This window comes from Nocardioides furvisabuli, from assembly GCF_021083185.1.
GTDB classification, from domain to species: domain Bacteria; phylum Actinomycetota; class Actinomycetes; order Propionibacteriales; family Nocardioidaceae; genus Nocardioides; species Nocardioides furvisabuli.
This window is the reverse complement of the sequence record NZ_JAIGQB010000007.1, coordinates 1-25,973: the sequence shown is the minus strand read 5'-3', so window position 1 is coordinate 25,973 and position 25,973 is coordinate 1. Positions and strand designations below refer to the sequence as shown.

At 70.7% G+C, this 25,973-nt stretch carries 21 protein-coding genes; 2 read left to right on the top strand and 19 right to left on the bottom strand.

What is annotated here, in order from left to right:
* Positions 1 to 13: 13 nt before the first annotated feature.
* From alaS to K4G59_RS14000, 13 genes are all read right to left on the bottom strand, one after another.
* Complete coding sequence (gene alaS, locus K4G59_RS14060) at positions 14 to 2,713, bottom strand: alanine--tRNA ligase (protein WP_231251698.1); 2,700 nt, start codon at positions 2,711 to 2,713, stop codon at positions 14 to 16.
* Positions 2,713 to 3,009, bottom strand: coding sequence for a DUF6167 family protein (locus K4G59_RS14055; RefSeq protein WP_231251697.1), 297 nt, complete (start codon positions 3,007 to 3,009; stop codon positions 2,713 to 2,715). The genes alaS and K4G59_RS14055 overlap by 1 nt, the downstream gene beginning before the upstream one ends.
* Positions 3,009 to 3,518 carry a hypothetical protein gene (locus tag K4G59_RS14050; RefSeq protein ID WP_231251696.1) on the bottom strand — a complete coding sequence of 170 codons (510 nt, stop codon included), beginning with the start codon at positions 3,516 to 3,518 and terminating at the stop codon, positions 3,009 to 3,011. The genes K4G59_RS14055 and K4G59_RS14050 overlap by 1 nt, the downstream gene beginning before the upstream one ends.
* A 28-nt stretch (positions 3,519 to 3,546) precedes the next feature.
* Positions 3,547 to 5,322 (bottom strand): ABC transporter substrate-binding protein, encoded by a 1,776-nt coding sequence (locus K4G59_RS14045; protein ID WP_231251695.1) that lies wholly within the window; start codon positions 5,320 to 5,322, stop codon positions 3,547 to 3,549.
* 16 nt (positions 5,323 to 5,338) lie between these two features.
* Entirely contained in the window at positions 5,339 to 6,670 is a 1,332-nt protein-coding gene (locus tag K4G59_RS14040; protein WP_231251864.1) for a replication-associated recombination protein A, read from the bottom strand.
* A 95-nt stretch (positions 6,671 to 6,765) separates the two neighbouring features.
* Complete coding sequence (locus K4G59_RS14035; RefSeq protein WP_231251694.1) at positions 6,766 to 8,094, bottom strand: ABC transporter ATP-binding protein; 1,329 nt, start codon at positions 8,092 to 8,094, stop codon at positions 6,766 to 6,768.
* Complete coding sequence (locus tag K4G59_RS14030; protein WP_231251863.1) at positions 8,091 to 9,179, bottom strand: ABC transporter ATP-binding protein; 1,089 nt, start codon at positions 9,177 to 9,179, stop codon at positions 8,091 to 8,093. The genes K4G59_RS14035 and K4G59_RS14030 overlap by 4 nt, the downstream gene beginning before the upstream one ends.
* A gap of 11 nt (positions 9,180 to 9,190) precedes the next feature.
* Positions 9,191 to 10,198 carry an ABC transporter permease gene (locus tag K4G59_RS14025; protein WP_231251693.1) on the bottom strand — a complete coding sequence of 336 codons (1,008 nt, stop codon included), beginning with the start codon at positions 10,196 to 10,198 and terminating at the stop codon, positions 9,191 to 9,193.
* Between the two features lie 183 nt (positions 10,199 to 10,381).
* Positions 10,382 to 12,160 carry an ABC transporter substrate-binding protein gene (locus tag K4G59_RS14020; RefSeq protein WP_231251692.1) on the bottom strand — a complete coding sequence of 593 codons (1,779 nt, stop codon included), beginning with the start codon at positions 12,158 to 12,160 and terminating at the stop codon, positions 10,382 to 10,384.
* A 77-nt stretch (positions 12,161 to 12,237) separates the two neighbouring features.
* Entirely contained in the window at positions 12,238 to 13,272 is a 1,035-nt protein-coding gene (locus K4G59_RS14015; RefSeq protein ID WP_231251691.1) for an ABC transporter permease, read from the bottom strand.
* 313 nt (positions 13,273 to 13,585) lie between these two features.
* On the bottom strand, positions 13,586 to 15,379 hold the full coding sequence (gene aspS / locus K4G59_RS14010; RefSeq protein ID WP_231251690.1) for an aspartate--tRNA ligase: 1,794 nt from the start codon (positions 15,377 to 15,379) through the stop codon (positions 13,586 to 13,588).
* Complete coding sequence (gene hisS, locus K4G59_RS14005) at positions 15,376 to 16,731, bottom strand: histidine--tRNA ligase (protein ID WP_231251689.1); 1,356 nt, start codon at positions 16,729 to 16,731, stop codon at positions 15,376 to 15,378. The genes aspS and hisS overlap by 4 nt, the downstream gene beginning before the upstream one ends.
* A gap of 64 nt (positions 16,732 to 16,795) precedes the next feature.
* The gene (locus K4G59_RS14000) at positions 16,796 to 17,467 is read right to left on the bottom strand and encodes an MBL fold metallo-hydrolase (RefSeq protein WP_231251688.1); all 672 of its coding nucleotides are present in this window, start codon (positions 17,465 to 17,467) and stop codon (positions 16,796 to 16,798) included.
* Positions 17,468 to 17,580: 113 nt separating this feature from the next.
* Here K4G59_RS14000 and K4G59_RS13995 point away from each other — a divergent pair, with 113 nt between their 5' ends.
* Entirely contained in the window at positions 17,581 to 18,858 is a 1,278-nt protein-coding gene (locus K4G59_RS13995; RefSeq protein WP_231251687.1) for a DUF349 domain-containing protein, read from the top strand.
* Positions 18,859 to 18,971: 113 nt separating this feature from the next.
* Here K4G59_RS13995 and K4G59_RS13990 read toward each other — a convergent pair whose 3' ends face one another.
* The 6 genes from K4G59_RS13990 to ruvC all read right to left on the bottom strand — a co-directional run bounded on the left by K4G59_RS13990 (position 18,972) and on the right by ruvC (position 24,454).
* Positions 18,972 to 21,254 carry a RelA/SpoT family protein gene (locus K4G59_RS13990; RefSeq protein WP_231251686.1) on the bottom strand — a complete coding sequence of 761 codons (2,283 nt, stop codon included), beginning with the start codon at positions 21,252 to 21,254 and terminating at the stop codon, positions 18,972 to 18,974.
* A 58-nt stretch (positions 21,255 to 21,312) separates the two neighbouring features.
* Entirely contained in the window at positions 21,313 to 21,861 is a 549-nt protein-coding gene (locus tag K4G59_RS13985) for an adenine phosphoribosyltransferase (RefSeq protein ID WP_231251685.1), read from the bottom strand.
* Positions 21,854 to 22,147 carry a preprotein translocase subunit YajC gene (gene yajC, locus K4G59_RS13980; RefSeq protein ID WP_231251684.1) on the bottom strand — a complete coding sequence of 98 codons (294 nt, stop codon included), beginning with the start codon at positions 22,145 to 22,147 and terminating at the stop codon, positions 21,854 to 21,856. The genes K4G59_RS13985 and yajC overlap by 8 nt, the downstream gene beginning before the upstream one ends.
* Positions 22,148 to 22,213: 66 nt before the next feature.
* Positions 22,214 to 23,314 (bottom strand): Holliday junction branch migration DNA helicase RuvB, encoded by a 1,101-nt coding sequence (gene ruvB, locus K4G59_RS13975; protein WP_231251683.1) that lies wholly within the window; start codon positions 23,312 to 23,314, stop codon positions 22,214 to 22,216.
* Between the two features lie 13 nt (positions 23,315 to 23,327).
* Positions 23,328 to 23,927 (bottom strand): Holliday junction branch migration protein RuvA, encoded by a 600-nt coding sequence (gene ruvA, locus K4G59_RS13970; RefSeq protein WP_231251682.1) that lies wholly within the window; start codon positions 23,925 to 23,927, stop codon positions 23,328 to 23,330.
* Positions 23,924 to 24,454: a crossover junction endodeoxyribonuclease RuvC gene (gene ruvC, locus K4G59_RS13965; protein ID WP_231251681.1), complete on the bottom strand. Its 531-nt coding sequence runs from the start codon at positions 24,452 to 24,454 to the stop codon at positions 23,924 to 23,926. The genes ruvA and ruvC overlap by 4 nt, the downstream gene beginning before the upstream one ends.
* Before the next feature lie 344 nt (positions 24,455 to 24,798).
* On the opposite strand from ruvC, the gene K4G59_RS13960 reads away from it, so the two are divergent.
* Complete coding sequence (locus tag K4G59_RS13960) at positions 24,799 to 25,800, top strand: type IV toxin-antitoxin system AbiEi family antitoxin domain-containing protein (RefSeq protein ID WP_231251680.1); 1,002 nt, start codon at positions 24,799 to 24,801, stop codon at positions 25,798 to 25,800.
* Positions 25,801 to 25,973 lie beyond the last annotated feature (173 nt).

Genomic DNA, 25,973 nt, shown 5'->3' with positions numbered 1-25,973 from the left:
CCGAACCGCACGCTCAGGCCTGAGCCGACGCGGCGACCCGGCGCGCGACGAGCTCGAGGGCCTCGTCGATGCGGGAGGCGTCCGTGCCGCCGCCCTGCGCCACGTCGTCCTTGCCGCCGCCCTTGCCGCCGAGCAGCGGGCCGACGGCGCGGACCAGCTCGCCGGCCGACAGCCCACGGGCGCGCGCCTCGTCGTTGGTCGCCGCCACCACGGACACCTTGCCGTCTGCCTGTCCGATGATCACCACGACACCGGGCTCGCCCTGGGGCAGGCGCCCGCGCACGTCCATCGCCAGGTTGCGTACGTCGCCGCCGCCCGCGCCGTCGGCACGGTGGGCCACCAGCCGGACCGGGCCGACCTGCGTCGCACCCGCCGCCAGGTCGGCGCTGGCGCCGAGCAGCTGCGCCAGGCGCGCCTTCTCCAGCTCCTTCTCGGCGTTCCTCAGTCGCTCGGTGAGCCCCTGCACGCGGCTGACCAGGTCGTCGGGCTGCGTCTTCAGCAGGCCGGTGAGCTGGGCGACGACGTCACGCTCGCGGGCGAGGTAGCCGAAGCCCTCGACCCCGGTCAGCGCCTCGATGCGACGGTTGCCCGAGCCGACGCTCGTCTCCCCGGTCACCACGACCGTGCCGATCTGCGAGGAGTGGTCGACGTGCGTGCCGCCGCAGAGCTCGCGCGACCAGGGACCGCCGATCTCGACGACGCGCACCTTGGTGTTGTCGTAGGTCTCGCCGAAGAGCGCGATCGCGCCCCACTCCTTGGCCTGCTCCAGCGTCATGTAGTCCCACGCGACCGCGAGGTCGGCGCGCAGCGCCTGCTGCGAGACCGTCTCGACGTCGCGCACCTGCTCGGGCGTCAGCGCCTGGGTCCACCCGAAGTCGAGGCGGAGGTAGCCGGGCCGGTTGTAGGAGCCGGACTGCAGCGCCGTGGGGCCGAGGACCTCACGCAGGGCGGCGTGCACGACGTGCGTGCCGGAGTGCGCCTGGCGCGCGCCCGTACGCCACTCGGGGTCGACGCGGGCGTGCACCTCGCGGCCGGCCTCGAGCTCGCCCTCGAGCACCCGCACCTGGTGCACGACGAGGCCCTTGATCGGGCGCTGCACGTCGAGGACCTCGAGGCGACCGCCGTCGAAGACGATCGTGCCGGCGTCGGCGGCCTGGCCGCCGGACTCGGCGTAGAACGGGGTGCGGTCGAGCACGAGCTCGCCGACCTCGCCCTCGGCCAGTCGCGGCACCGAGGCACCGCCGCTGAGCAGCGCCAGCGGGCGGGACTCGGTCGTGAGCGTCTCGTAGGCCAGCCACTCGGTGGGGCCGTGCTCGTCGAAGACGCCGCGGTAGACACCCGTGTCGCCGTGGGCGCCCTTCTTGGCGCGCGCGTCGGCCTTGGCCCGCTCGCGCTGCTCGGCCATCAGGCCGCGGAAGCCCTGCTCGTCCACCTGCAGGCCCTGCTCGGCCGCCATCTCCAGCGTGAGGTCGATCGGGAAGCCGTAGGTGTCGTGCAGCGCGAAGGCGCGCTCGCCGGACAGCGTGGAGCCGCCGGTCTGCTTCACCTCGGAGGCGGCGACGTCGAAGATCTGGGTGCCGGCCTGCAGGGTCTTGCGGAAGGCGTCCTCCTCCGCGAACGCGACCTGGGAGATGCGCGGCCAGTCGCTGACGAGGTTGTCGTAGGTCTCCCCCATCCGGTCACGCGAGACCGGCATCAGCTCGGGCAGCACCCGGTCCTCGCAGCCGAGCAGGCGCATCGAGCGCACCGCGCGACGCAGCAGGCGGCGCAGGACGTAGCCGCGGCCGTCGTTGCCGGGCGTGACGCCGTCACCGATGAGCATCATCGAGGAGCGCACGTGGTCGGCGACGACGCGGAACCGTACGTCGTCGTCGCGGTCGGCGCCGTAGCGACGGCCGGTGAGCTGCTCGGCCTTCTCGATCACGGGGTACATCACGTCGATCTCGTACATGTTGTTCTTGCCCTGGAGCAGGAACGCGACACGGTCCAGGCCCATGCCGGTGTCGATGTTCTTCTTCGGCAGCGAGCCGGCGACGTCGAAGTCCTCCTTCGAGCGCACCGCGGAGAGCTCGTCCTGCATGAAGACCAGGTTCCAGATCTCCAGCAGGCGGTCCTCGAGCTCGAAGGGCATGTCCGGGCCGAGGGTCGTGACGTCGAAGTCCGGGCCCCACTCGGGACCGCGGTCGTAGAGGATCTCCGAGCACGGCCCGCCGGGCCCGGGGACGCCCATCGACCAGTAGTTCTCCTTGTTGCCCAGCTGGACGATCCGCTCGCGCGGCAGGCCGGTGGCCTTCATCCAGTGACCGATGGCCTCCTCGTCACCGACCAGGACCGAGGGATAGAGCCGGGACTCGTCGAGCCCGAAGCCGCCGTCGTCGACCGACGTGGTCAGCAGGTCCCACGCGAGCTCGACGGCGCCCTCCTTGAAGTAGTCGCCGAAGGAGAAGTTGCCGCACATCTCGAAGAACGTGCCGTGGCGGGTGGTCTTGCCGACGTCCTCGATGTCGGGGGTGCGCACGCACTTCTGGATGCTGGTGGCGCGCGGCCACGGCGGCGTCTCCTGACCCAGGAAGTAGGGCTTGAAGGGCACCATGCCGGCCGGCACGAACAGCAGGTTGGGGTCGTCGGCGAGCAGCGAGGCGGAGGGCACCACGGCGTGTCCGGCGGCCTCGAAGTGCGCGAGGAAGCGGCGGCGGATCTCGGCGGTGTCCATCAGTTCTCGTTCTCCTTGGGTGCATCGGTGGGTGAGGTGCGAGCCGGGGGGGCCTCGCCACCACGTGTGAGCTCGGGGATGCCATGGGGCCGCAGTCCGAGCTGTTCGCGCAGCTCGGTCTCGCGCTCGGCGCGGCCCTGCTGGACCTCCTCGGCGAAGAGGCGGGCACCCACCTGCCAGCCGCGCAGGCGGTCGCGCAGGCCGTCGGCGGTCAGCGCCTCGGCGGCACGGCGGGCGCGGGCGGCGGCGTACACCCCGACCCCCGCCCCGGCCACGAACCAGAGTGGGCGACCCATCAGGCGACGTCCTCCCCCACGTCGCGGCGAACGTCGCGCCCGAGGCCGGCGCGCTCACGCGCCCGGAACTCGCGCAGCGCCTGCTTGGTCTCGGCGCGGCGCTGCCGGGTCGCGCGTCGCGTCTCCTGGCGCACCTCGAAGCGGATGCGGTTGCGGCTCGCCGGGGACAGGGCGCGGCGCAGGCCGTGGGTCCACGACGCCGCCAACACCACGCTCTCGCGCGCGACGACGTCGGCGAACAGGCGTCCGTCGAGCGGTCGCGCCACGGGCACCTCGGCGACGGGCGCCTCGTCGACGCCCATGCCGGTGATCACGAAGGTTGCCGGGGCGTCGTCGACCGCCGGCTGCGGTGCGGCGCTGACCGGCGACTCCAGCACCGCCACGCGTACGGCGAGGGCCGCGGCCCGCGCCTCGGCACGGCGTGCGCGACCGAGCGCGAGGGCCGACAGGACGAGGGCGACGAGCGCCACAGCGCCTGCCGCGCCCCACCACACCTGCTCCGTCGTCACCGGGACACCCTAATAGAAGGCGCGAGAGTCACTGCACGACGTAGAGGTCCTTGTAGTTCGGGGTGCCCATCGAGCCGTCGCCCGTGGGGTTGCCGATGTCGGCGCCGAACACGAAGAGCTGGTTGACGTAGGCGGTCGGGATGATCGGGAAGTAGTCGGTCATGACCTGCTCGTCCAGCCTGCCCCACGCGTCGGGTTGTTCCGCGAGCGGGAGCGTCGCGAGGCGGTCCATCTCCTCGTCGACCTCGGGCTCGTCGAAACCGGCGGTGTTGAAGACCGCGCCGGCCCCCAGCAGGGCTGGCAGCAGCGCCGCCCCGGACGGCCATGCCGGGCACAGGTTCACACCGCGGACGTTGAGCTGCTGGTTGAGCTCGTCGTCGGGGTCGAGCCACGTGTTGTAGGGCGACTCCTGGACAGGGATCGCCCTGACCTCGAAGCCACCTTCCTCCAGACCGGTGGTGATCTGTTCCTGCGCCGCACCCGCCTGCCGGTCGAGCTCGTAGTAGATCATCGTGATCGGGTAGGGCTCGTCGCCGTGGCCGGCCTCGGCCAGGAGCTCCCGGGACCTCTCGGGGTCGTAGGTGATCTGCGCACCGTCGACCTGGAACTCCCGCCGCCCGTCCATGCCCGGCGGCATGACCGAGCTCGCGTAGTCGCGCGTCACGCCGGGGACCTCGCCGTCCGCGATCCACACGTCCTCGTAGGGGTAGGCGTAGGCCAGCGCCTTGCGGACCTCGATCTCGTCGATCTCGGCGTAGTCGGGCGCCAGGGTGGTGACGCACGGGGAGCTCTGCTGCACCAGGCGCTCGCCGAGCGCCGCGCTCGCCTCGGTGTAGCGCCCCGGTCCGAGGGACGTGGCGAGCGAGGTCCTGCTCTCCGAGGTCCCCGACAGCATCATCTCGTCGACCATCGCCTGGTCCTGGCTGAACCTGAAGACCCAGCGGTGGGGGTACTGGTGGCGCGCCGGGTCGGAGCCGGCGTCCCACGCCTCGTTGCGCACCAGCACCAGCTCCTCGGCGGGTGACCAGCTCTCGACCAGGTAGGGACCGGTGGCCATCGGCTGCTGGCGGTAGGTGGCCGGATCGGCGGCGTCGCCGAGCGGCGCCGGCCCCATCGCCATCACCGCGCCCCAATAGTCCATGTCGGGGAACGGCCGCTCCATCTCGATGGTGACGTCCTGGCCGTCCACCGTGATGGCGTCGTAGTCCTCACAGCCCGGGTCGTCGCCGGAGTAGGGGCCGTCGTAGTCGCTGGCCCCGGCGAAGTAGGTGCGGGAGTACTGGGTCCCCGGTCCGGCGGGGAACGCCTGCGCGTCGAGCGAGCGGCAGATACCGAAGGCGACCTCCTCGGGCGTGACGGGCGAGCCGTCCTGCCAGGTCGCGTCGTCGCGGATCGTGAAGGTCCACTCCGTGTAGTCGTCATTGTGCGAGCCCAGGTCGGTCGCGAGGTCCGGCACCAGGACCGGGCTGCCCTCTTCGTCGCGGGCGTACTGCGTGAGCGAGCGGCTGACGAGCGCCTGCTGGATCGCGTTGCCGACGACGGCCCACCCGGCCGTCGGATCGAGCGAGTCGGGGCCCGGGGCGCCGGGCAGGTGGACGGTGATCGTGCCCCCCGGGGTCGCGCCCTCGACCGGGGCGGCCGGGCCCTCGCGGGTGTGGTCCTTCGAGCCGCCCGCAGCCGGCGCGATGGACCGGACCGTGCCACCGCCAGCCGGTGTCCCCGGACGGACCGGTCCGCCAGCGCAGGCCGCGAGCGTCACCACGGCAGCACCGAGTGCGCACGCGAGCGCCCTGGACCCCCTCATGCCTACCCCTGTTCCCTCACGAGCCGCGAACGATGCGGCGTACGCGCTCCCAGCGCTCCCGGACCGCGGACTCCGCGCCGAGGCTGGTCGGTGAATAGTAGGTCGCGTCGGCCAGCACGTCGGGGAGGTACTGCTGCTCGACGACCCCGAACGGCTCGTCGTGGGGGTAGGCGTAGCCCTTGCCGTGGCCCAGGTCCTTCGCGCCGCCGTAGTGGGCGTCGCGCAGGTGCGGCGGCACCTGCCCGATCTTGCCGGCCTTCACGTCGGAGATCGCGGCGTCGATCGCGGCGATGACGGCGTTGGACTTCGGCGCGATCGCGAGATGGATGGTGGCCTGCGCCAGGTTGATCCGGGCCTCGGGCATCCCGATCAGCTGGACCGCCTGCGCGGCCGCGACCGCCGCCTGGAGCGCGGTCGGGTCGGCGAGCCCGATGTCCTCGCTGGCGTGCACCACCAGCCGGCGAGCGATGAAGCGGGGGTCCTCCCCCGCCTCGATCATCCGGGCCAGGTAGTGCAGCGCCGCGTCGGGGTCGGAGCCGCGGATCGACTTGATGAAGGCCGAGATCACGTCGTAGTGCTGGTCGCCCTGGCGGTCGTAGCGCACCGCGGCCTGGTCGACGGCGGTCTCGGCGGTGGCGAGGTCGATGGCGTCGAGGCCGTTGCTGGTCGCTGCCCCGGCCGCGGCCTCGAGGTAGGTCAGGGCCCGGCGCGCGTCACCACCCGCGAGGCGGACGAGGTGGGCGCGGGCCTCCTCGTCGAGACCGGTCTCGCCGGCCAGGCCGCGCTCGTCGGCGAGCGCCTGGTCGATGACCTCGGCCACGTCGTCGTCGGTCAGCGACTGCAGACGCAGCAGCAGGCTTCGCGAGAGCAGAGGACTGATCACGGAGAAGAACGGGTTCTCGGTGGTCGCCGCTATCAGCGTCACCCAGCGGTTCTCCACCCCCGGCAGGAGCGCGTCCTGCTGGGCCTTGGTGAAGCGGTGCACCTCGTCGACGAAGAGCACGGTCTCCTGACCGCTGCGGACCAGCTCGGCGCGGGCGCCGTCGATGGCGGCGCGGACCTCCTTGACACCGGCCGCGACCGCGGACACCTCGACGAAGCGTCGGCGCGTCTGCTGGCTCACGATGGCCGCGATCGTGGTCTTGCCCGTCCCGGGCGGCCCCCACAGCAGCAGCGACATCGACTGGTCGCCCTCGATGAGGCGCCGCAGCGGAGAACCGGCGGCACGCAGCTGCTGCTGACCGACCAGCTCGTCGATGGTGCGCGGTCGCATCCGCACCGCGAGCGGGGCGGACGCGAACGTGTTGGCACCCAGCGAGCCGGCTCCCGGGTTGCCGGGTCCGGACATGGATCCGGGCGCGGGTTGCCCCGCGCCCGAGATCTCGAACAAGCCGTCCACGTCGGTGAGTATCCCCCGTGCCGCGAGCGGCACGGCGGGCGGGCTCAGACGCCGGTCGTCTGCTTGGTGTGCAGGTCGTACCAGGTCTTCTCGTAGCCCGGGATGGTCAGCTGCGTGTTGCTGGGCGTGGCGCCCGGGACCGGGCTGCCCTGGTCGTCGACACCGAGCAGGTCGGTCGTGACCGGGGCGGCCGGGTGGGCGCCGAGCTCGCCGGCGAAGTGGCAGGCGACCTTGTGGCGCTTGCCGATCTGCAGCAGCGGTGGCTCGACCTTCGCGCAGATCTCCTGGGCGAACTGGCAACGGGTGCGGAACCGGCAGCCGGACGGCGGGTTGATGGGGCTGGGCACGTCGCCCTCGAGCCGGATGCGCTCACGACGACCGCCCACAGCCGCCTGCTTCACGTCGGGCACCGCGGAGAGCAGCGCCTGCGTGTAGGGGTGGTGCGGACGGCTGTAGATCGTCTCTCGGTCACCGATCTCCACGATCTTGCCGAGGTACATCACGGCGATCTCGGGGCAGAAGTGACGCACGATGGCGAGGTCGTGGGCGATGAAGAGGAAGGCCACGTCGAACTCGCGCTGGATGTCCTGGAGCAGGTTGACGACCTGTGCCTGGATCGACACGTCGAGCGCCGAGACCGGCTCGTCCGCGACGAGGACCTTGGGGTTGAGCGTCAGCGCGCGGGCGATGCCGATGCGCTGGCGCTGGCCACCGGAGAACTCGTTGGGGTAGCGGTTGTAGTGCTCGGGGTTGAGGCCCACGACCTCCAGCAGCTCCTGGACGCGCGAGAGCACCTGGTTCTTAGGGACGATCTTGTGCACCTCGAGCGGCGCACCCACGATCGTGCCGACGGTATGACGCGGGTTCAGCGAGGTGTAGGGGTCCTGGAAGATCATCTGCACGTCACGACGCAGTGGCTTCATCTCCTTGTTGGACAGCTTGGCCAGGTCGTTGCCCTCGAACATCATCGAGCCGCCGGTCGGCTTGTAGAGCCGGGTGATCAGGCGACCGGTCGTCGACTTGCCGCAGCCGGACTCCCCGACCAGGCCCAGCGAGCCACCCTTGGGCACCTCGAAGGAGATGCCGTCCACGGCCTGCACGTGCCCGATGGTGCGCCGCACGACGCCCGAGGAGCGGACCGGGAAGTACATCTTGAGGTTGTCGACCGTCAGCACCGCCGGCGCGTCGGGGTCGAGCGTGGAGGCCGCGTGGCCCAGCTCGGAGACCGAGTGATGGCGGCCCGAGCCCGGGACCTCGTGGGAGGAGTAGGCGTCGCTCACCTCGGGGGCGAGCTGACGCTCACCGGACTCGGCGGCGTTGGCGCCGACCTCGGTCGGAGCGACCTGGGCGTCGGCGTTGGGGTCCTGGGTCATCGGGTCTCCTCGACCAGGTCGGGGGCGATCTCCGGCAGCACCTCGGACTGGTAGACCGCACTGGGGTCGGCGAGGTGGCAGCGCCGGAGATGGGCCGCGCCGACGCTCGCCGGCAGCAACGGGGGCAGCTCGGTGCGGCACAGGTCACCGGGGACCTTGTCGGAGTGCACGCAGCGAGGGTGGAACGAGCAGCCCGAAGGCGGCCGAAGCAGGCTCGGCGGGTTGCCGGGGATGGGGATCAGGCGCGCGTCGGTGGACGCGAGCACGTCGGGCACGCTGGAGAGCAGGCCCCACGTGTAGGGCATCTCGGGCGCGGTGAGGATCTGCTTCACCGTGCCGTACTCCACGCAGCGACCGGCGTACATCACGAGCACGTCGTCGGCCATCTCGGCGATGACGCCGAGGTCGTGGGTGATGATGATGACCGCGGAGTTGAACTCGCGCTGGAGGTCCTGGAGCAGGTCGAGGATCTGCGCCTGGACCGTCACGTCGAGCGCCGTCGTGGGCTCGTCGGCGATCAGCAGCGACGGGTCGTTGATGAGGCCCATCGCGATCATCGCGCGCTGGCGCATGCCGCCGGAGAACTGGTGCGGGTAGTCGTCGACGCGACGGTCGGGCTGCGGGATGCCGACCCGGTCGAGCATCTCGATCGCCTTGCGGCGGGCGTCGCGCTTCGACGCGCTCGAGTGGTGGACGAGGTAGGCCTCCTCGAGCTGCTTGCCGATCTTGTAGAACGGGTGCAGCGCGGCGAGCGCGTCCTGGAAGATCATCGCCATCGAGTTGCCGCGCAGGGCGCGCATCTTCGACTCGCCGAGGCCCACGACCTCGGTGCCGCCGACCCGGATGGAACCGGAGATCTGCGCGGACTTCGCGTCGTGCAGGCCCATCACGGCCATGCTCGACACGGACTTGCCGGAGCCGGACTCACCGACGATGCCGAGGGTCTTGCCCCGCTCGACCGAGTAGGACAGGCCGCTGACCGCGGTCACCGGACCGTCCTCGGTCGGGAACGTGACCTTCAGGTCCTCGACCACGAGGAGGGGACCTTCGCTCGCGGAGCCCTCGCTCACGGCGGACTGGGTCATGGGAACGCTGGTCACGAAAGCCTCACCCTCGGGTCGAGCACGCTGTAGACGATGTCCACGAGCAGGTTGGAGATGATCAGGACGACGGCGCTGAAGAGCGCGGTCGCCATGACCACCGGAAGGTCCCTGTTCTGCACGGCCTGCAGGCTCCACCAGCCGATGCCCTGGATCTCGAAGATCCGCTCGGTGAAGATCGTGCCGGCGAGCAGCGTGCCGAAGTCGATGCCGAAGATGGTGACGACCGGCACCAGCGCTGCGCGGAGCCCGTGCTTGTAGACGATGGTGCGCGTCGGCAGGCCCTTGGACTTGGCGGTGCGGATGTAGTCCTCGCTGAGCGCCTCGACCATCGCGCCACGGGTGAAACGGGTGTACTGGGTGCAGCCGAAGATGCCCAGCGCGACCCAGGCCAGGAAGAGGCCGCTGAACCATGCCCACGGACCCTCGGTGATCGGCGAGAAGTAGCCGGTGTTGCTGAAGAACGGGATCTCGAAGGTGATCGTGAGGTAGAGCCAGGTCAGCAGCGCGAAGAGGTAGTAGGGGATCGAGCTGATGAACAGGAAGCTCGAGACCAGGGCCTTGTCGGTCAGCGTCCCGCGGCGTCGCGCTGCGGCCACACCGATGGGGATGCCGAAGAGGAGGTAGAGGAAGGCGCCACCGATGGCCACGGAGAAGGTTGCCGGGATGCGATCGACCAGCGCTTCCTTCACGGGCTGCTTGGTGACGAAGCTCAGGCCGAGGCACGGCGCGGTGCACTCGTACTCGTTGGAGGCGACGGTGATCGTGCGACCGACGAAGACGCCCTTGACGAACTTGCCGTACTCCTCGTAGACGGGGTTGTCGTAACCGAGGGTGCGCTCGTAGATCTCGATGCGGTCGCCGCACCGGTTGCTGGTCTCTCGGTCGCAGACCGTCTGGGCGGGACTCGAAGGCCCGTACCAGAACAACAGGAAGATCGCCATCGAGACCAAGGCCACGACGAGGACTCCCGAGATCAGCCGCTTCACGACATACGCGAACATCGCAGATCACTCTCCGGGGATGGTGGATGAGTCGGACCCCCGAGGCACGACAGCCTACTGGGGTCCGGGCTGGCGAGTGGGGGCTCCCGGGTTCGGGAGCCCCCACCCGTCAGTGGTTGCTACTTGTTGCTGGGTGGCGCTCCGCGCACCGGGTCATCGAGGACCCGGACAGGAGCACCAGGATCACTGCATGACGAACAGGTCCTTGTAGTTCGGCGCACCGATCGAGCCATCGCCCGTCGGGTTGCCGATCTTGGTGCCGAAGACGAACAGGTCGTTGCGGAACGCGGTCGGGATGATCGGGAAGAAGTCCGTCATGATCTTCTCGTCCAGGTCGCCCCAGGCAGCAGCCTGGTCCTCGAGCGGGAGGGTGGCGATGCTGTCCATCTCGTCGTTGATCGCAGCCTCGTCGAAGAAGGCGGTGTTGTAGACAGCGCCACCCTTCAGCAGCGGCGGCAGCATGGTCGAACCGGCAGGCCAGTCCGAGCACCAGTTGACGCCACGGAGGTTGAGCTGCTTGTTGACCTTGTTGTCGGGGTCGAGCCAGATGTTGTACGGCGACTCCTGGACCGGGATGGCCTTGACGGAGAAGCCACCGGCCTCGAAGCCCTTGGTGATCTGGTCCTGGGCGTCCTTGGCCAGCGGGTCGACCTCGTAGTAGACCATGGTGATCTCGTAGGGCTTGTCGCCGTAGCCGGCCTCGGCCAGGAGCTCCTTGGACTTCTCGGGGTCGTACTTGATCTGCTCCCCGTCGACCTGGAAGTCCTTCTTGCCCGCCATGCCGGGGGGCATGATCGAGTTGGCGTAGTCACGGGTCACGCCCGGAACCTCACCGCCCGAGATCCACACGTCCTCGTAGGGGTAGGCGTAGGCGAGGGCCTTGCGGACCTCAATCTCGGTGATCTTGGTGTAGTCAGGCGTCAGCGTGGAGACACACTGCGACGTCTGCTGCACGAGGCGCTCGCCGAGCTGCGAGTTGGCGTCGTTGTAGTTGCCCGAACCGAGCGAGGTGGCGACGGCGGTCTGGCTGTCGGAGTTGTCCGAGAGCATGATCTCGTCGACCTTGGCCTGGTCCTGGTTGAACTTGAAGACCCACTCGTCGGCGTACTGGTGACGGGCCGGGTCGGAGTCGGCCGACCACTGCTCGTTCTTCACCAGGCGCAGCTCCTCGTTGGGCTTGTAGCCACCGGGAGCGATCTTGTAGGGGCCGTTGGACAGCGGCTGGTTGCCGTAGTTCGGCGGCTTGGAGGCGTTGCCGAGCGGGGCCGGGCCCATCGCCATGAAGGAGCCCCAGTAGTCCATGTCCGGGAAGGGCGTCTCCATCGCGATGGTGATGTCCTGACCCTCGACGGTGATGCCGTCGTAGGCCTCGCAGTTGGGGTCCTTGCCGGTGTAGGGACCCTCGTAGTCGGCAGCGCCGGCGAAGTACGTCTTGGAGTACTCGGTGCCGGGACCCGACGGGAACGCCTCGGAGTCGAGCGAGCGGCAGATGCCGAACGCGACCTCTTCGGCGGTGACGGGCTTGCCGTCCTCCCACGTGGCGTCCTCACGGATCGTGAAGGTCCACTCGGTGAAGTCCTCGTTGGCCGTGCCCAGGTCGGTGGCGAGGTCGGGAACCAGGACGGGCTGGCCCTCCTCGTCACGCGAGTACTGGGTCAGCGAACGGCTCGTGAGCGCCTGCTGGATGGAGTTGCCCGTGACGGACCAACCACCGGTGGGGTCGAGCGAGTCGGGGCCCGGGTCGCCGGGGAGGTACACCGTGATGGTGCCACCGGCGGCTGCGCCCTCGACCTCGGGAGCGGGGCCCTGACGGGTCTCGTCCTTGGTCCCTCCCTCCTGTGCGCCGATCTCTCGGTCCGTGCCTCCATCGCCATCACCGTTCTCCGACGACCCGCCGCCACAGGCAGCGAGGGTCAGAAGAGCGGCGCCAGCGACGAGCGCGAGCGGCTTGTTCCGCTTCATGCTGTCCAGCCTTTCCTTTTTGTTCTCACCGAGGACGGCGTCTCCGGCGACGTGCTGCGACCTTGACCGAGGAGTGCTCAGCGTCGGGTCTTGGGGTCGAGGGCGTCGCGGATCGCGTCGCCCAAGAGGTTGAGGGAGAGCACCAGGGCGACGACGCCGATCATCGGCTGCCACAGGTACTGGGGGTAGTCGCGGAAGTAGACCGGGGTCGCCGCGTCGAGGATCATCTGCCCCCACGACACGCCGTCGGTCACGCCGATGCCGAGGAAGGCCAGGCCTGCCTCGAGGGCGACGAACGCAGGGAGCATCAGCGAGACGCTGATGATGATGGGCGCCGCCAGGTTGGGCAGCAGCTCCTTGAAGAGGATGCGCGAGGTCGGCATGCCCATCACACGGGCGGCCTGGACGAACTCACGCTCACGCAGCGAGAGCACCTCGCCGCGGATGAGACGCGCGGTGCCCATCCAGCCGAACACGGACAGCACGACCACGAGGCTGAACTTCTGGATCGTCGCGTAGTTGTCGGCCGTGTTGAACCGCTCGTTGAGGATCGGCGCCAGGGTCAGCGCGGCGAGCAGGAACGGGATCGTGAGGAACATGTCGATGAAGAACGACAGGACCTTGTCCACCTTGCCGCCGAGGAAGCCGCTGAGCAGACCGACGACGACACCCACGATCGAGGCGATGATCGCCGCGGTGGTCGCGATCATGAGCGACACACGGCAGCCGTAGAGCCAGTAGGCCATGTTGTCCTGCCCGGTGCGCGGGGCCACGCCCATCGGGTGGTCCCACGTGAAGGGGCCGTTGGGCGGGCCCATCTCGGGCTTGGGCAGGTTGTTGTTGAGGCCGTCGACCCGCGCGCTGGCCAGCGGGGTGTCGAGGCTGACCCCGAACAGGTTGCTGATCGTGCCCGCGAAGACGGCGCAGACGATGAAGAACAGCACCACCAGGGCACAGACCACGGCGACCTTGTCGCGGGCGAGGCGGCCCAGCGCGATCCGCAGCGGTGACTTGCCGGAGATCTCCTTCGCCTGCTGGCTGTCGGGGTCCTGCGGCGCGGGCTCGTTGCTCAACGAGCCCAGCGTCTCCGGCCCTGCGGTGTCTGCCGACATGCTCTCCCCATCTGGTTCGGGACTTGTCCCGGCGCGCTCCGGGGGTCCCCCGAGGCCAGCGCCGAGACGGGACTCTATGTGACCCGCACCGCAGGGACGATCACCGACGGGTAACGATCCAGTTACGACGCGTTCACCCCCGCCGCGCGGTGAAACCTGCGCCGGTGGAGCGCGTGCACGGAAGTTCCTGTCACGTGCGCCCCCAGCGACGCCCGTCCTTGTGGCACTCGGCCCCGTACGTCGACGGCGCCCGCCCCGACCGCGGTGGCGGTCGGCGCGGGCGCCGGCGACGCAGTGGTACGGGGCGTGGCTGTCAGGCCGGGGTGGCGTCGCCCTTCTCCGGCATGGCGTCCACACCGGCCTCCTTGCGTTGCTCCGGCGTGATCGGCGCGGGTGCGGCGGTGAGCGGGTCGTAGCCGCCGCCGGACTTCGGGAAGGCGATCACGTCGCGGATCGAGTCGGTGCCGGCGAGCAGCGCCACGATGCGGTCCATGCCCACGGCGATGCCGCCGTGCGGCGGGGCGCCGAACTTGAAGGCGTCGAGCAGGAAGCCGAACTTCTCCTGCGCCTCCTCCTCCCCCAGGCCCATCACGGAGAAGACGCGCTTCTGCACGTCGCCGCGATGGATACGGATGGACCCACCGCCGAGCTCGTTGCCGTTGCAGACGATGTCGTAGGCGTAGGCCAGCGCGCTGCCGGGGTCGGTGTCGAACGTGTCGACGAACTCCGGCTTGGGGCTGGTGAAGGCGTGGTGCACGGCCGTCCAGGCGCCCGCACCGACCGCGACGTCGCCGCTGGCGACGGCGTCCGAGCTCGGCTCGAACAGCGGCGCGTCCACGACCCACGTGAAGGCGAAGACCGAGTCGTCGAGCATGCCGCCGCGGCGGCCGATCTCGAGGCGGGCGGCCCCGAGCAGCGCGCGGCTGCTCTTGGCCGGGCCGGCCGCGAAGAAGATGCAATCACCCGGCTGGGCGCCCACGTGGGCGGCGAGGCCGTCGCGCTCGGCGTCGGTGAGGTTCTTGGCCACCGGCCCTCCGAGCTCGCCGTCCTCGGCGACGGTCACGTAGGCCAGGCCCTTGGCGCCGCGCTGCTTGGCCCAGTCCTGCCAGGCGTCGAACTGACGGCGCGGCTGGCTGCCGCCACCGGGCATGACGACGGCGCCGACGTAGGGCGCCTGGAAGACCCGGAAGGTCGTGTCCTGGAAGTAGTCGGTGCACTCGACGAGCTCGAGGCCCATCCGGAGGTCGGGCTTGTCGGAGCCGTACCTCGCCATCGCGTCGGCGTACGTCATCCGCGGCAGCGGCCGCTCGATGGTGTGACCGGCTTGGGCCCACATGGCCTCCAGGACGTCCTCCATCAGCGTGATGACGTCCTCCTGGTCCACGAAGCTCATCTCGATGTCGAGCTGGGTGAACTCGGGCTGGCGGTCGGCGCGGAAGTCCTCGTCGCGGTAGCAGCGCGCGATCTGGTAGTAGCGCTCCATGCCGCCGACCATCAGCAGCTGCTTGAACAGCTGCGGGCTCTGCGGCAAGGCGTACCAGCTGCCGGGCGCCAGGCGCGCGGGCACGAGGAAGTCGCGCGCCCCCTCGGGGGTCGAGCGGGTCAGCGTGGGCGTCTCGACCTCGACGAAGTCGCGAGCGTCGAGCACGTCGCGCGCGGCCTTGTTGATCTTGCTGCGCAGCCGCAGCGCGGCGTTGGGACCGGAGCGGCGCAGGTCGAGGTAGCGGTGCTTGAGGCGCGCCTCCTCGCCGACCTCGCCGCCCTTGTGGCCGGACGCGTCGTCGATGGGGAACGGCAGCGGCTCGGAGGAGGAGAGCACCTCCAGCTCGGTCGCGACGACCTCGATGTCGCCGGTGGCGAGGTTGGGGTTCTGGTTGCCGTCCTTGCGGGCCACGACCTCGCCGGTCACCTTGATGCAGTACTCGCTGCGCAGGCTGTGGGCGACCGCCTCGTCGCGGACCACGACCTGGACGACGCCGCTCGCCTCGCGGAGGTCGAGGAACGCCACGCCGCCGTGGTCGCGCCGGCGCGCCACCCACCCGGCGAGCGTCACGGTCTGGCCGACGTGCTCGACGCGCAGGGCGCCGGCGTCATGGGTGCGGATCACTTGGGGGTCTCCTCGGTGTTGATGGTCGGCCGGAGGTCTGCCTCCGGCGGGGCCCAGGTGGCGGGGTCGGCGTCGACCTGCTCACCGGAGCGGATGTCCTTGACCTGGTGGCTCTGCTGACCGGTTTCGGCGTCGGCCTGGACGAACCAGACGAAGGGGATGCCGCGCCTCTCGGCGAACCGGATCTGCTTGCCGAACTTCGCCGGCTCCGGGGCGACCTCGCAGGCGATGTCGCGGGCACGCAGCGCGGCGGCCACCGCGGTGCTGGCGGCCCGCTCGTCCTCGGTGTTGAGCGCGACGAGCACGGCGCTCGGCACCGGGCGGCTTCCGGACAGCACGCCGTCGGCGAGGAGCGGGACGAGGGTGCGCGAGACGCCGAAGGAGACGCCGACGCCGGGATAGGTCGTACGCCCGTCGCTGGCGAGCGCGTCGTAGCGCCCTCCCCCGCCGACGGACTTCAGGCGCTCGTAGCCCTCCATGAAGATCTCGACGACGGTGCCGGTGTAGTAGTCCAGGCCGCGCGCGATGCGCAGGTTGGCCTCCACCCCGACGCGGTCGCCGGCCACGGCTCGGCAGCCCTCGACCACGGCGGCGAGCTCCTCGAGGCCCTGGTCGAGCAGCTCGTCGCTGACCCCGAGCGCGCGGACCTGTTCGACGAACGAGGTGTCCGGCACGCGGATGGTCGCCAGCTCCAGGCACCGCTGTGCCTGCCCGGGCGTGGTGCCGACGCGCTCGACGAGCAGCCTGGCGACCTCGTCCTCGGGCAGCTTGTCGAGCTTGTCGATGACGCGGATGGCCTCGGTGACGTCGTCGATGCCCAGGCCGCGGTAGAAGCCCTGGATGAGCTTGCGGTTGTTGAACTGGAACGACACGCGCGGGATCGGCAGCCGGCCGAGCGCGTCGACCATCACCGACATCACCTCGACGTCGTGGTGGAAGGGCAGCTCGTCGCGCCCGACGATGTCGACGTCGGCCTGGGTGAACTGCCGGTAGCGACCCTCCTGGGGGCGCTCGCCGCGCCAGGCCGGCTGGACCTGGAAGCGGCGGAACGGGAACTGAAGGTGCCCGGCGTGCTCGAGGACGTAGCGTGCGAAGGGGACGGTGAGGTCGAAGTGCAGGCCGAGGTCGGCCTTCGCGTCGGGCTCGGCCGCGATGCGCTGGAGGACGTAGATCTCCTTGTCGACCTCACCTCCCTTGGCCAGCCGCTCGATCGGCTCGACGACGCGCGTCTCGATGTTGGCGAAGCCGTGCAGCTCGAAGGTGCGCGAGACCGACGCGATGACCTCGCGCTCGACGGCACGCTGCGCAGGCAGCAGCTCGGGAAACCCGCTCAGCGGGCTGATCTTGCTCATGCGGGGTCCCTGCGGCGTTGTTCGGAGGAGCGAAGCGGAGGAGAAGAACGTCGTGGGGTGTTCATCACAGGTCCTGGAGATAGGGGTTGGTGGCGCGCTCGCGACCGATCGAGGTCTGCTCGCCGTGGCCGGGCAGCACCACGATGTCGTCGGCCAGCGGCAGCACCTTGTCGGTGAGGCTGCGCAGCATCGTGGCGTGGTCGCCACCGGGCAGGTCGGTGCGGCCGATGGAGCCGGCGAACAGCAGGTCGCCGGAGAACATCACCTCGGAGACGTCCTGCTGGGCGTACGGCGAGCGGAAGGTCACCGAGCCCTCGGTGTGGCCGGGGGTGTGGTCGACCACGAACCGCATGCCGGCCAGCTCGAGCTCGGCGAGGTCCGCCAGCTCGCGTACGTCGTCGGGCTCGGCCCACGAGTAGTCACCGCCCAGCAGCATCTGCGTGGTCTCGCGGCTCATCCCCGCCATCGGGTCGCTGAGCAGGTGGCGGTCGGCCGGGTGGATCCAGGCGGTGGCGTCGTAGGTGCCGGCGACCGGCGCGACGCACCACATGTGGTCGACGTGGCCGTGCGTGACGAGCACGCTGACGGGCTTGAGCTTGTGCTCGCGCACCACCTGGGCGACGCCCTCGGCGGCGTCCTTGCCGGGGTCGATCACGACGCACTCGGACCCGGGACCCGTCGCCACGACGTAGCAGTTGGTCCCCCAGGGCCCGGCGGGGAAGCCGGCGATGAACACGGGCGTCAGTCCTTGCTTGTCTCGCGTGTCGGTGGTCGGTGGGGCGTGGTCGTGCCCGCCTCGGGTGGGAAGCCTACCGAGGCCTCTGCGGGCCATGACTACGATGGGCGACCATGAGCGCCGACAAGCAGTCCCGAGACGATTCGGCCCCCGCTGAGATGCCTTGGGGTCGGGTGGCCGAGGACGGCACCGTCTATGTCCGCACCGCCGACGGGGAGCGTTCCGTCGGCTCCTACGAGGCCGGCACGCCCGAGGAAGCACTGGAGTTCTTCACCAAGCGCTTCGACGAGCTCGAGGGCAAGGTCCACCTCCTCGAGCAGCGGGTCGCGTCGGGCCGGCTGGCCCCCGAGGAGGCCGCGTCGTCGGTGAAGTCGCTGCGCGAGCAGGTCGTCGACGCCCACGCGGTCGGCGACCTCGTCTCCCTCGCCGCGCGGCTCGACGCGCTCGGCCCGGTCATCGCCGTGCAGCGCGCCGCCCGCAAGGAGGAGCGCGCGCAGAAGGCCGCGGAGTCCAGGGCGGAGAAGGAGAAGCTGGTCGCGGAGGCCGAGAAGCTCGCCGCCGGAACCGACTGGCGCAACGGCGCCAACCGCCTGCGCGACCTGCTCGCGACGTGGAAGGAGCTCCCCCGCCTCGACCGCGCCACCGACGACGCGCTGTGGCGTCGCTTCTCCACCGCCCGCACGACCTACACCCGTCACCGCAAGGCGCACTTCGCCGAGGAGCACGAGCGCCGCGACTCCGCGCGAGTCATCAAGGAGCGGCTGGTCACGGAGGCCGAGGCGCTGTCGGGCTCGACCGAGTGGGGTCCCACGGCCGGCAAGTACCGCGACCTGATGCGCGAGTGGAAGGCCGCCGGCCCCGCCCCCCGCGAGGTCGACGACCAGCTCTGGCAGCGCTTCCGCGGCGCGCAGGACACGTTCTTCGGTGCCCGCGACGCGACCAACGCCGCGCTCGACGAGGAGTTCGCCGCGAACGCCGTGGTCAAGGAGGAGATCCTGGTCGAGGCCGAGAAGCTGGTCCCGCTGCTGCAGTCGGAGGGGGCGGACCTCGAGGCCGCCAAGAAGGCCTTCCGCGACCTCGCCGACCGCTGGGACGCCGCGGGCAAGGTGCCGCGCGACCGGATGAAGGAGCTCGAGGGCCGCATGCGCAAGGTCGAGCAGGCCATCCGCGCGGTCGAGGACGAGCAGTGGAGCCGCAGCGACCCCGAGAAGTCCGCGCGTGCCGACGACATGATCGCCAAGCTCGAGGCGGGCATCGCAGACACGCAGACCAAGCTGGACAAGGCCACCGCTGCCGGTGACACCAAGCGCGCCAAGGACCTCGAGTCCGAGCTCGCCAACAAGCAGGCCTTCCTCGACATGGCACGCAAGGCGGCCGCCGACTTCGGCTGAGCGGGCACTTCCTCGCGCCCAGAGGCCTCGACCGGGCACTTCGTTGCGCTGACAGCGCGAGGAAGTGCCCGGTCGCCGTGTTCCAGCGCGAGGAAGTGCCCGCTCGGCGGTGGTCAGGACGTGACGCGGTAGGCGTCGAACACGCCCGGCACGGCGCGTACGGCACGCAGCACGCCGTCGAGGTGGGCGGCGTCGGCCATTTCGAAGGAGAACCGGCTCTTGGCCACCCGGTCGCGGGTGGTCGAGAGGGTCGCGCTGAGGATGTTCACGTGGGCGTCGGAGAGCGCCATCGTGATGTCGGAGAGCAGGCGCGCCCGGTCCAGGGCCTCGACCTGGATGTTGACCAGGAAGGTCGACTGCGACGTCGGCGCCCACTCGACCTCCAGCACCCGCTCGGGCTGGCCGAGCAGGCTCGAGGCGTTGGTGCAGTCGCGGCGGTGCACCGAGACTCCCCCGCCCTTGGTCACGAAGCCCAGGATGGGGTCGGGCGGCACCGGGGTGCAGCACTTGGCGAGCTTGACCCAGAGGTCGTCGACGCCCGGCACGATGACGCCGGAGTCCGTCGGGGAGCGCTTGGCGCGGGAGCGGCCGGTGATCGTGACGGCCTCGGACATGTCCTCGGCCGCGCCGTCGTCACCCCCGTGCAGGTCGATCACGCGGCGTACGACGGCCTGGGCGCTGAGGTTGCCCTCGCCGACCGCTGCGTAGAGCGCGGACACGTCGGCGTGGTGGAAGTGCTCGGCCACCAGGGCGAGCACGTCATGGGTCATCAGCCGGGTGAGGGGCAGGCCCTCCTTGCGCATGAGCTTGGCGATCTGGTCCTTGCCGCGCTCGATCGCCTCCTCGCGCCGCTCCTTGGTGAACCACTGGCGGATCTTGGAGCGGGCGCGCGGTGACTGCACGAAGTTGAGCCAGTCGCGCGACGGGCCGGCCGTCGGGGCCTTGGAGGTGAAGACCTCCACCACGTCACCGTTGTCGAGCGTCGACTCCAGCGGCACCAGACGCCCGTTGACCCGTGAACCGATCGTGTGGTGGCCGACCTCGGTGTGGACGGCGTACGCGAAGTCGACGGGGGTGGCGCCCACCGGCAGCGGGATGACGTCGCCGCGGGGCGTGAAGACGTAGACCTGCTGCTGGTTCATCTCGAAGCGCAGGGACTCCAGGAACTCGCCCGGGTCCTCGACCTCGCTCTGCCAGTCGAGGAGCTGGCGCAGCCAGGTGAGGTCGTCCTTGTCTCCGAGGCGGTCGGTGTCGACGCCGGCCTTGGAGTTCTCCTTGTACTTCCAGTGCGCCGCGACGCCGTACTCCGCGCGACGGTGCTGGGCGAAGGTGCGGATCTGCACCTCGACCGGCTTGCCCTGCGGACCGATCACCGTCGTGTGGAGGGACTGGTACATGTTGAACTTCGGCATCGCGACGTAGTCCTTGAAGCGCCCCAGCACGGGGTTCCACCGCGAGTGGATCACGCCGAGCGCGCTGTAGCAGTCGCGGTCCTCCTCGACGAGGATGCGGATGCCGACCAGGTCGTAGATGTCGGAGAAGTCGCGGCCGCCGACGATCATCTTCTGGTAGATCGAGTAGTAGTGCTTCGGGCGCCCGGTGACCTTCGCGGTGATGCGCGCGCCCTTGAGGTCCTCCTCGATGTCCTCGACCACCTCGGCGAGGAACTGGTCGCGCGACGGCGCCCGCTCGGCGACCATCCGCACGATCTCGTCGTAGATCTTCGGGTGCAGCGTGGCGAAGGCGAGGTCCTCGAGCTCCCACTTCAGCGTGTTCATGCCGAGGCGGTGCGCGAGGGGGGCGTAGATGTCGAGGGTCTCGCGCGAGGAGCGCTCCTGCGAGGCCGCCGGGACGTAACGGAGCGTGCGCATGTTGTGCAGGCGGTCGGCGAGCTTGATGACCAGCACCCGGATGTCGCGCGACATCGCCACGATCATCTTGCGGATCGTCTCGGCCTGCGCCGAGTCGCCGTACTGCACCTTGTCGAGCTTGGTGACGCCGTCGACCAGCACGGCGACCTCGTCGCCGAAGTCGGCCCGCAGCGCGTCGAGCGTGTAGGGGGTGTCCTCCACCGTGTCGTGCAGCAGCGCTGCGACCAGGGTCGGCTCGGTCATGCCGATGTCGGCGAGGATCGTGGTCACCGCGAGGGGGTGGGTGATGTAGGGGTCACCGCTCTTGCGCATCTGGCCGGTGTGCCACTTGTCGGCGACCGCGTAGGCGCGTTCGAGGAGCGCGAGGTCGGCCTTCGGGTGGTTCGCCCGCACCGCCCGGAAGAGCGGCTCCAGGACCGGGTTGGACGAGGGCGGCTTGGTCCCGACGCGGGCCAGGCGTGCGCGCATGCTGCGCGCTGTCAGGGGCGCCTTCGGCTCCTGCGTGGGCACCTGCTCCTCAGCCATCACCCCAGTCTAGTGACGGCAGTGGCGCAGTCGTGCGCCGACGACCCCGTGACCGCTCTCAGACGGTCAGCAGGGTGGAGATCGGAAGGGCGCCGGTGACTGCGCGCGGGTCGAGGAAGGACAGCTCCATCAGCACCGACGCGCCGGTGGCGACGCCGCCGCAGGCCTCGATGAGCTGGCGGGTGGCCTCCACCGTCCCGCCGGTGGCGAGCACGTCGTCGACCATCAGCACCCGCTCCCCCGCGCCGATGGCGTCTCGGTGGACCTCGAGGATCGCCTCGCCGTACTCCAGTGAGTAGGAGACCGCGTGGGCCTCACGCGGCAGCTTGCCGGCCTTGCGGACCGGGACGAAACCGATGCCGAGCGCGAGCGCGACGGGCGCGGCGAGGATGAAGCCGCGGGCCTCCATGCCCACGACCTTGTCGACCACGACGTTGCCGTGGTCGTCACGACCGGCCGCGGCGAGCGCGGTGATGATCGCGGAGAAGGCGTGGTGGTCGGCCAGGACCGGGGTGATGTCCTTGAAGGTCACGCCCTTCTCGGGCCAGTCCGGCACGTCCACGGTGAGGCGCTCGAGCGCCTCCTGGGCCGTACGCCGATCAGGCATCGCCGGGCTCGCCGGGCTCGACGGCCACGGGCTGGTCGACCTTCGCGATGGCGGCGCGGGCGATCTCGATGACCGTGCCGTGGGTGATCTCGAGGTGGGCGCGGTCGTCGGTGAGGGAGACGACGGTGCCGAAGATGCCGGACGACATCATCACGCGCTGGCCTACCTGGATGCTCTCCTGCAGGCGCACGACCTCCTTCTGCCGGCGCTGCTGCGGGCGGACCACCATGAACCAGAAGAGGGCGAGGATGGCCACCAGGGGGATGAGGGCGGCGATGTCGTTCACGGTCGGGGCTCTCCTGAGGAGTGGGGGACGGAGCGCGTGGAGTCTACGCGGCGCCGGCCCGAGGCCTCACACGTCGTCGAAGAGCGTGGAGTCGACGGTGGGCATCGCGGGAGGCGTGAGCCCGAGGTGGTGCCACGCCGCGGGCGTCGCGACGCGTCCGCGGGGCGTACGCGCGAGCAGTCCGCTGCGGACCAGGAACGGCTCGGCCACCTCCTCGACGGTCTCGCGCTCCTCGCCGACGGCGACGGCGAGCGTCGAGATGCCGACCGGTCCCCCCCCGAAGCGGCGGCACAGGACGTCGAGGACCGCGCGGTCGAGGCGGTCGAGGCCGGACTCGTCGACCTCGAAGAGCTCCAGCGCGGCCTGCGCCACCGGCAGGCTGAGCACGCCGTCGGCGCGGACCTGGGCGTAGTCGCGGACCCGGCGCAGCAGCCGGTTGGCGATGCGCGGGGTGCCGCGCGAGCGCGACGCGATCTCGCTGGAGCCGTCGACGGTGAGGTGCACTCCGAGCAGCCCGGCCGAGCGGTGCACGATCTGGTCGAGCTCGTGAGGCTCGTAGAACTCGAGATGGGCGGTGAAGCCGAAGCGGTCGCGCAGCGGCCCGGGGAGCAGGCCCGCGCGCGTGGTGGCACCGACCAGGGTGAAGGGCGGGATCTCCAGCGGGATGGCGGTCGCGCCGGGGCCCTTGCCGATGATCACGTCCACCCGGAAGTCCTCCATGGCCATGTAGAGCATCTCCTCGGCCGGGCGCGACATCCGGTGGATCTCGTCGACGAAGAGCACGTCGCCCTCGTTGAGCCCGGAGAGGATGGCGGCCAGGTCGCCGGCGTGGGTGATCGCCGGGCCGCTGGTGAGACGCAGCGGGGTGCTCATCTCGGCGGCGATGATCATCGCCAGCGTCGTCTTGCCCAGTCCGGGCGGACCGGAGAGCAGGACGTGGTCGGGCGCCCGGCCACGGCGGCGGGCCGCCTCGAGGACGAGCCCCAGCTGGTCGCGTACGCGGACCTGCCCGACCACCTCGTCCAGGGTCTTCGGGCGCAGTGCGGCCTCGACGGCGCGCTCGTCACCGTCGGCATCGGCGTCGGTGAGCCGCTGGAGGTGGCCGATCTCGGCCTCGCTCAGCTCGACGTCGTCGTAGGTGTCCTCGTCGGTGTCGTCCCAGTTCATCGGGGCCCGGACCTCACGCCTTGCTCAGCGTGCGCAGCGCAGCGCGCAGGAGGGCGCCGACGTCGGGCGCCTCCCCCGCGTCGGGCGCGACGGCCTCGACCGCCTTCTCGGACTCCTTCGCCGACCAGCCGAGGCCGATGAGGCCCTGCTGGACCTGGTCGCGCCACGGAGCGCCGGCCGGCTGCGAGGCCGGCGAGGGGTGGGCGCCGACGGGAGGGCCGATGCGGTCCTTGAGCTCGAGGATGATGCGTTGGGCGCCCTTCTGCCCGATGCCGGGGACACGGGTGAGCGCCTTGACGTCCTCGGTCGTGATGGCACGGCGTACGTCGTCGGGGCTCATCACCGCGACGATCGCCTGGGCGACCTTCGGACCGACACCGGAGGCGGTCTGCACGATCTCGAAGACCTGCTTCTCGTCGTCGTCGAGAAAGCCGAAGACGGTGAGGCTGTCCTCGCGCACCACCATGCTGGTGGGCAGCATGGCCTGTCGACCCACCCGCAGCGTGGCGAGCGTGCCGGGCGTGCACATCAGCTCGAGGCCGACCCCGCCGACCTCGAGCACGGCGCTGTTGAGCGTGACGGCGGCGACCTCGCCGCGGACGAAGGCGATCATCGGGTCCTCACAGGTCGTCGGTTGGCGGCCACCGCCGCGTCGAGGCGGGACTGCGCACCGCCGCGCCACACGTGGGTGATGGCCAGGGCCAGGGCGTCGGCGGCGTCGGCGGGCCTGGGCAGCTCGGTCAGGCGCAGGATGCGCACCACCATCGCGCCGACCTGCGCCTTGTCGGCGCGGCCGTTGCCGGACACGGCCGCCTTGACCTCGCTGGGGGTGTGCAGCGCGATGGGCAGGCCACGCCGCGCCGCGACCACCAGGGCGATGCCGCTGGCCTGGGCGGTGCCCATGATGGTGCTGACGTCGGAGCGGGCGAAGACGCGCTCGACGGCGACCGCGTCGGGGCGGTGCTCCTCGATCCACGCGTCGAGGCCGCGCTCGATGGTGACCAGACGCTGCGCGATCGGGAGGCTGGAGCTGGTGCGGATGACGCCCACGTCGACCATCGTCAGCGGGCGGCCGATGCTGCCGTCGACGACGCCCACGCCGCACCGGGTGAGGCCGGGGTCGATGCCGAGCACCCGCACGTCGTCCCACCTCGTCCCGTCAGATCCGTCCGAACACGTGTTCGTGTGCCCACGCTAACCCGCCCCGGCTGCGGGGCCGGGGACGACACGCGGCGTGGCGGTGGGCGCCGTGCCCTTCCGTCCCTACGCCGGCCCCGCTGCAACGCCGGGTTGGTGCCTGTAGGCACCCCCGCAGAGCATAGGTAGAACAGGCACGAACCCGGCGTTACATCCGCAACCGGCGACGGAGCCGAGCCCCGAGACCGGGCCACCGATCCTCCACAGGCGCCGGGTGCCGGCCTCTTTCCACAGGCGGTCGGCGCCCCGGTCGCGGGACAGGTGCCAGCCCGGTGAGCCTTGGACCCATGTACCTCCCCGCCTTCTCCCTCCTCCGGCGCCAGCACGGCCTGATCACCCACGCGCAGGCACTGGAGCTGGTGCCGCACCGGGGCGACGTACGCCGCCTCGTGCGCGCCGGGCGCCTGGTCCCGGTGCGTCGCGGGGTGCTCGCCGACCGCGAGGTGTGGGACGCCGCAGAGCCCTACCGGGAGAGACCACTCCTGCGCATCCGTGCCGCCACCCTCACCCTGCAGGCGACGTCGTACGTGTTCAGCCACGACTCCTCCTCGATCGTGCTAGAGATGGGCGCCCCGGCGCCGGCTTCGGCGCTGATCCACATCAGCCGGGCCAAGGTGCACGGCGACGCGGTGCGGGCCGGGATCAAGCACCACCGTGCTCCGTACGTCCGCGCCGAGGTGGTCCAGGTCGCCGGACTGCGCCTGCTGGACCCGGCGCGAACCGCCCTTGACATGGCCCGCGAGCACGGGCGGGCCGCCGGCCTCGCGGCCTGCGACGCCGCGCTCCGGCTCGGCGTGACCCGCGACGAGCTGGCGGAGGCCTTCGCACGGATGCACTGCTGGCCGGGGAGCACGGTGATGCGCTGGTGCATCGAGCACGCCGACGCGGGTGCTGAGAGCTACCTCGAGTCCGTGGGTCGCGAGCTCGTGCTCGAGCTGGGCGTCGGGGTTCCGCACGCCCAGTTCGGCATCTCTGACGGGCGCCGCGAGGCCTGGTGCGACCTGCGGGTGGGCAGGCACGTCTTCGAGGTCGACGGTCTGCTGAAGTACCCCGAGGACCCAGCGGCGGCCAGACAGGTGCTGCGCAAGGAGAAGGAGCGCCAGGACTTCCTCGGCGGCTTCAAGCTCGGCGTCTCCCGCATCACCTCGTACGACTGCGGAGCGGGTCGGCAGGCGGCACTGGCGCGGCTGCACCGGGAGCAGTCCGACACGTGCCGCCGGTTCGGGACGTCCATCGACGACCTGGCGCCGTACGTCCTCCCCGCCTCGCAGCGGCGCCGGAGCGGCTGAGCCGCAGGCGGGACAGCCGCATGCCCGTCCAGATGTAACGCCGGGTTAGTTGTGATGCCCAGTCACGTTGTGCGATCGGGCACGGCGAGCCGTAGATAGGTGAAGGCCTCCCGGTGTGGAGTGGAGCTGTCTAGGACTTCACTTCCAGAGGGAGGCCTTCATGGCCCACGTTA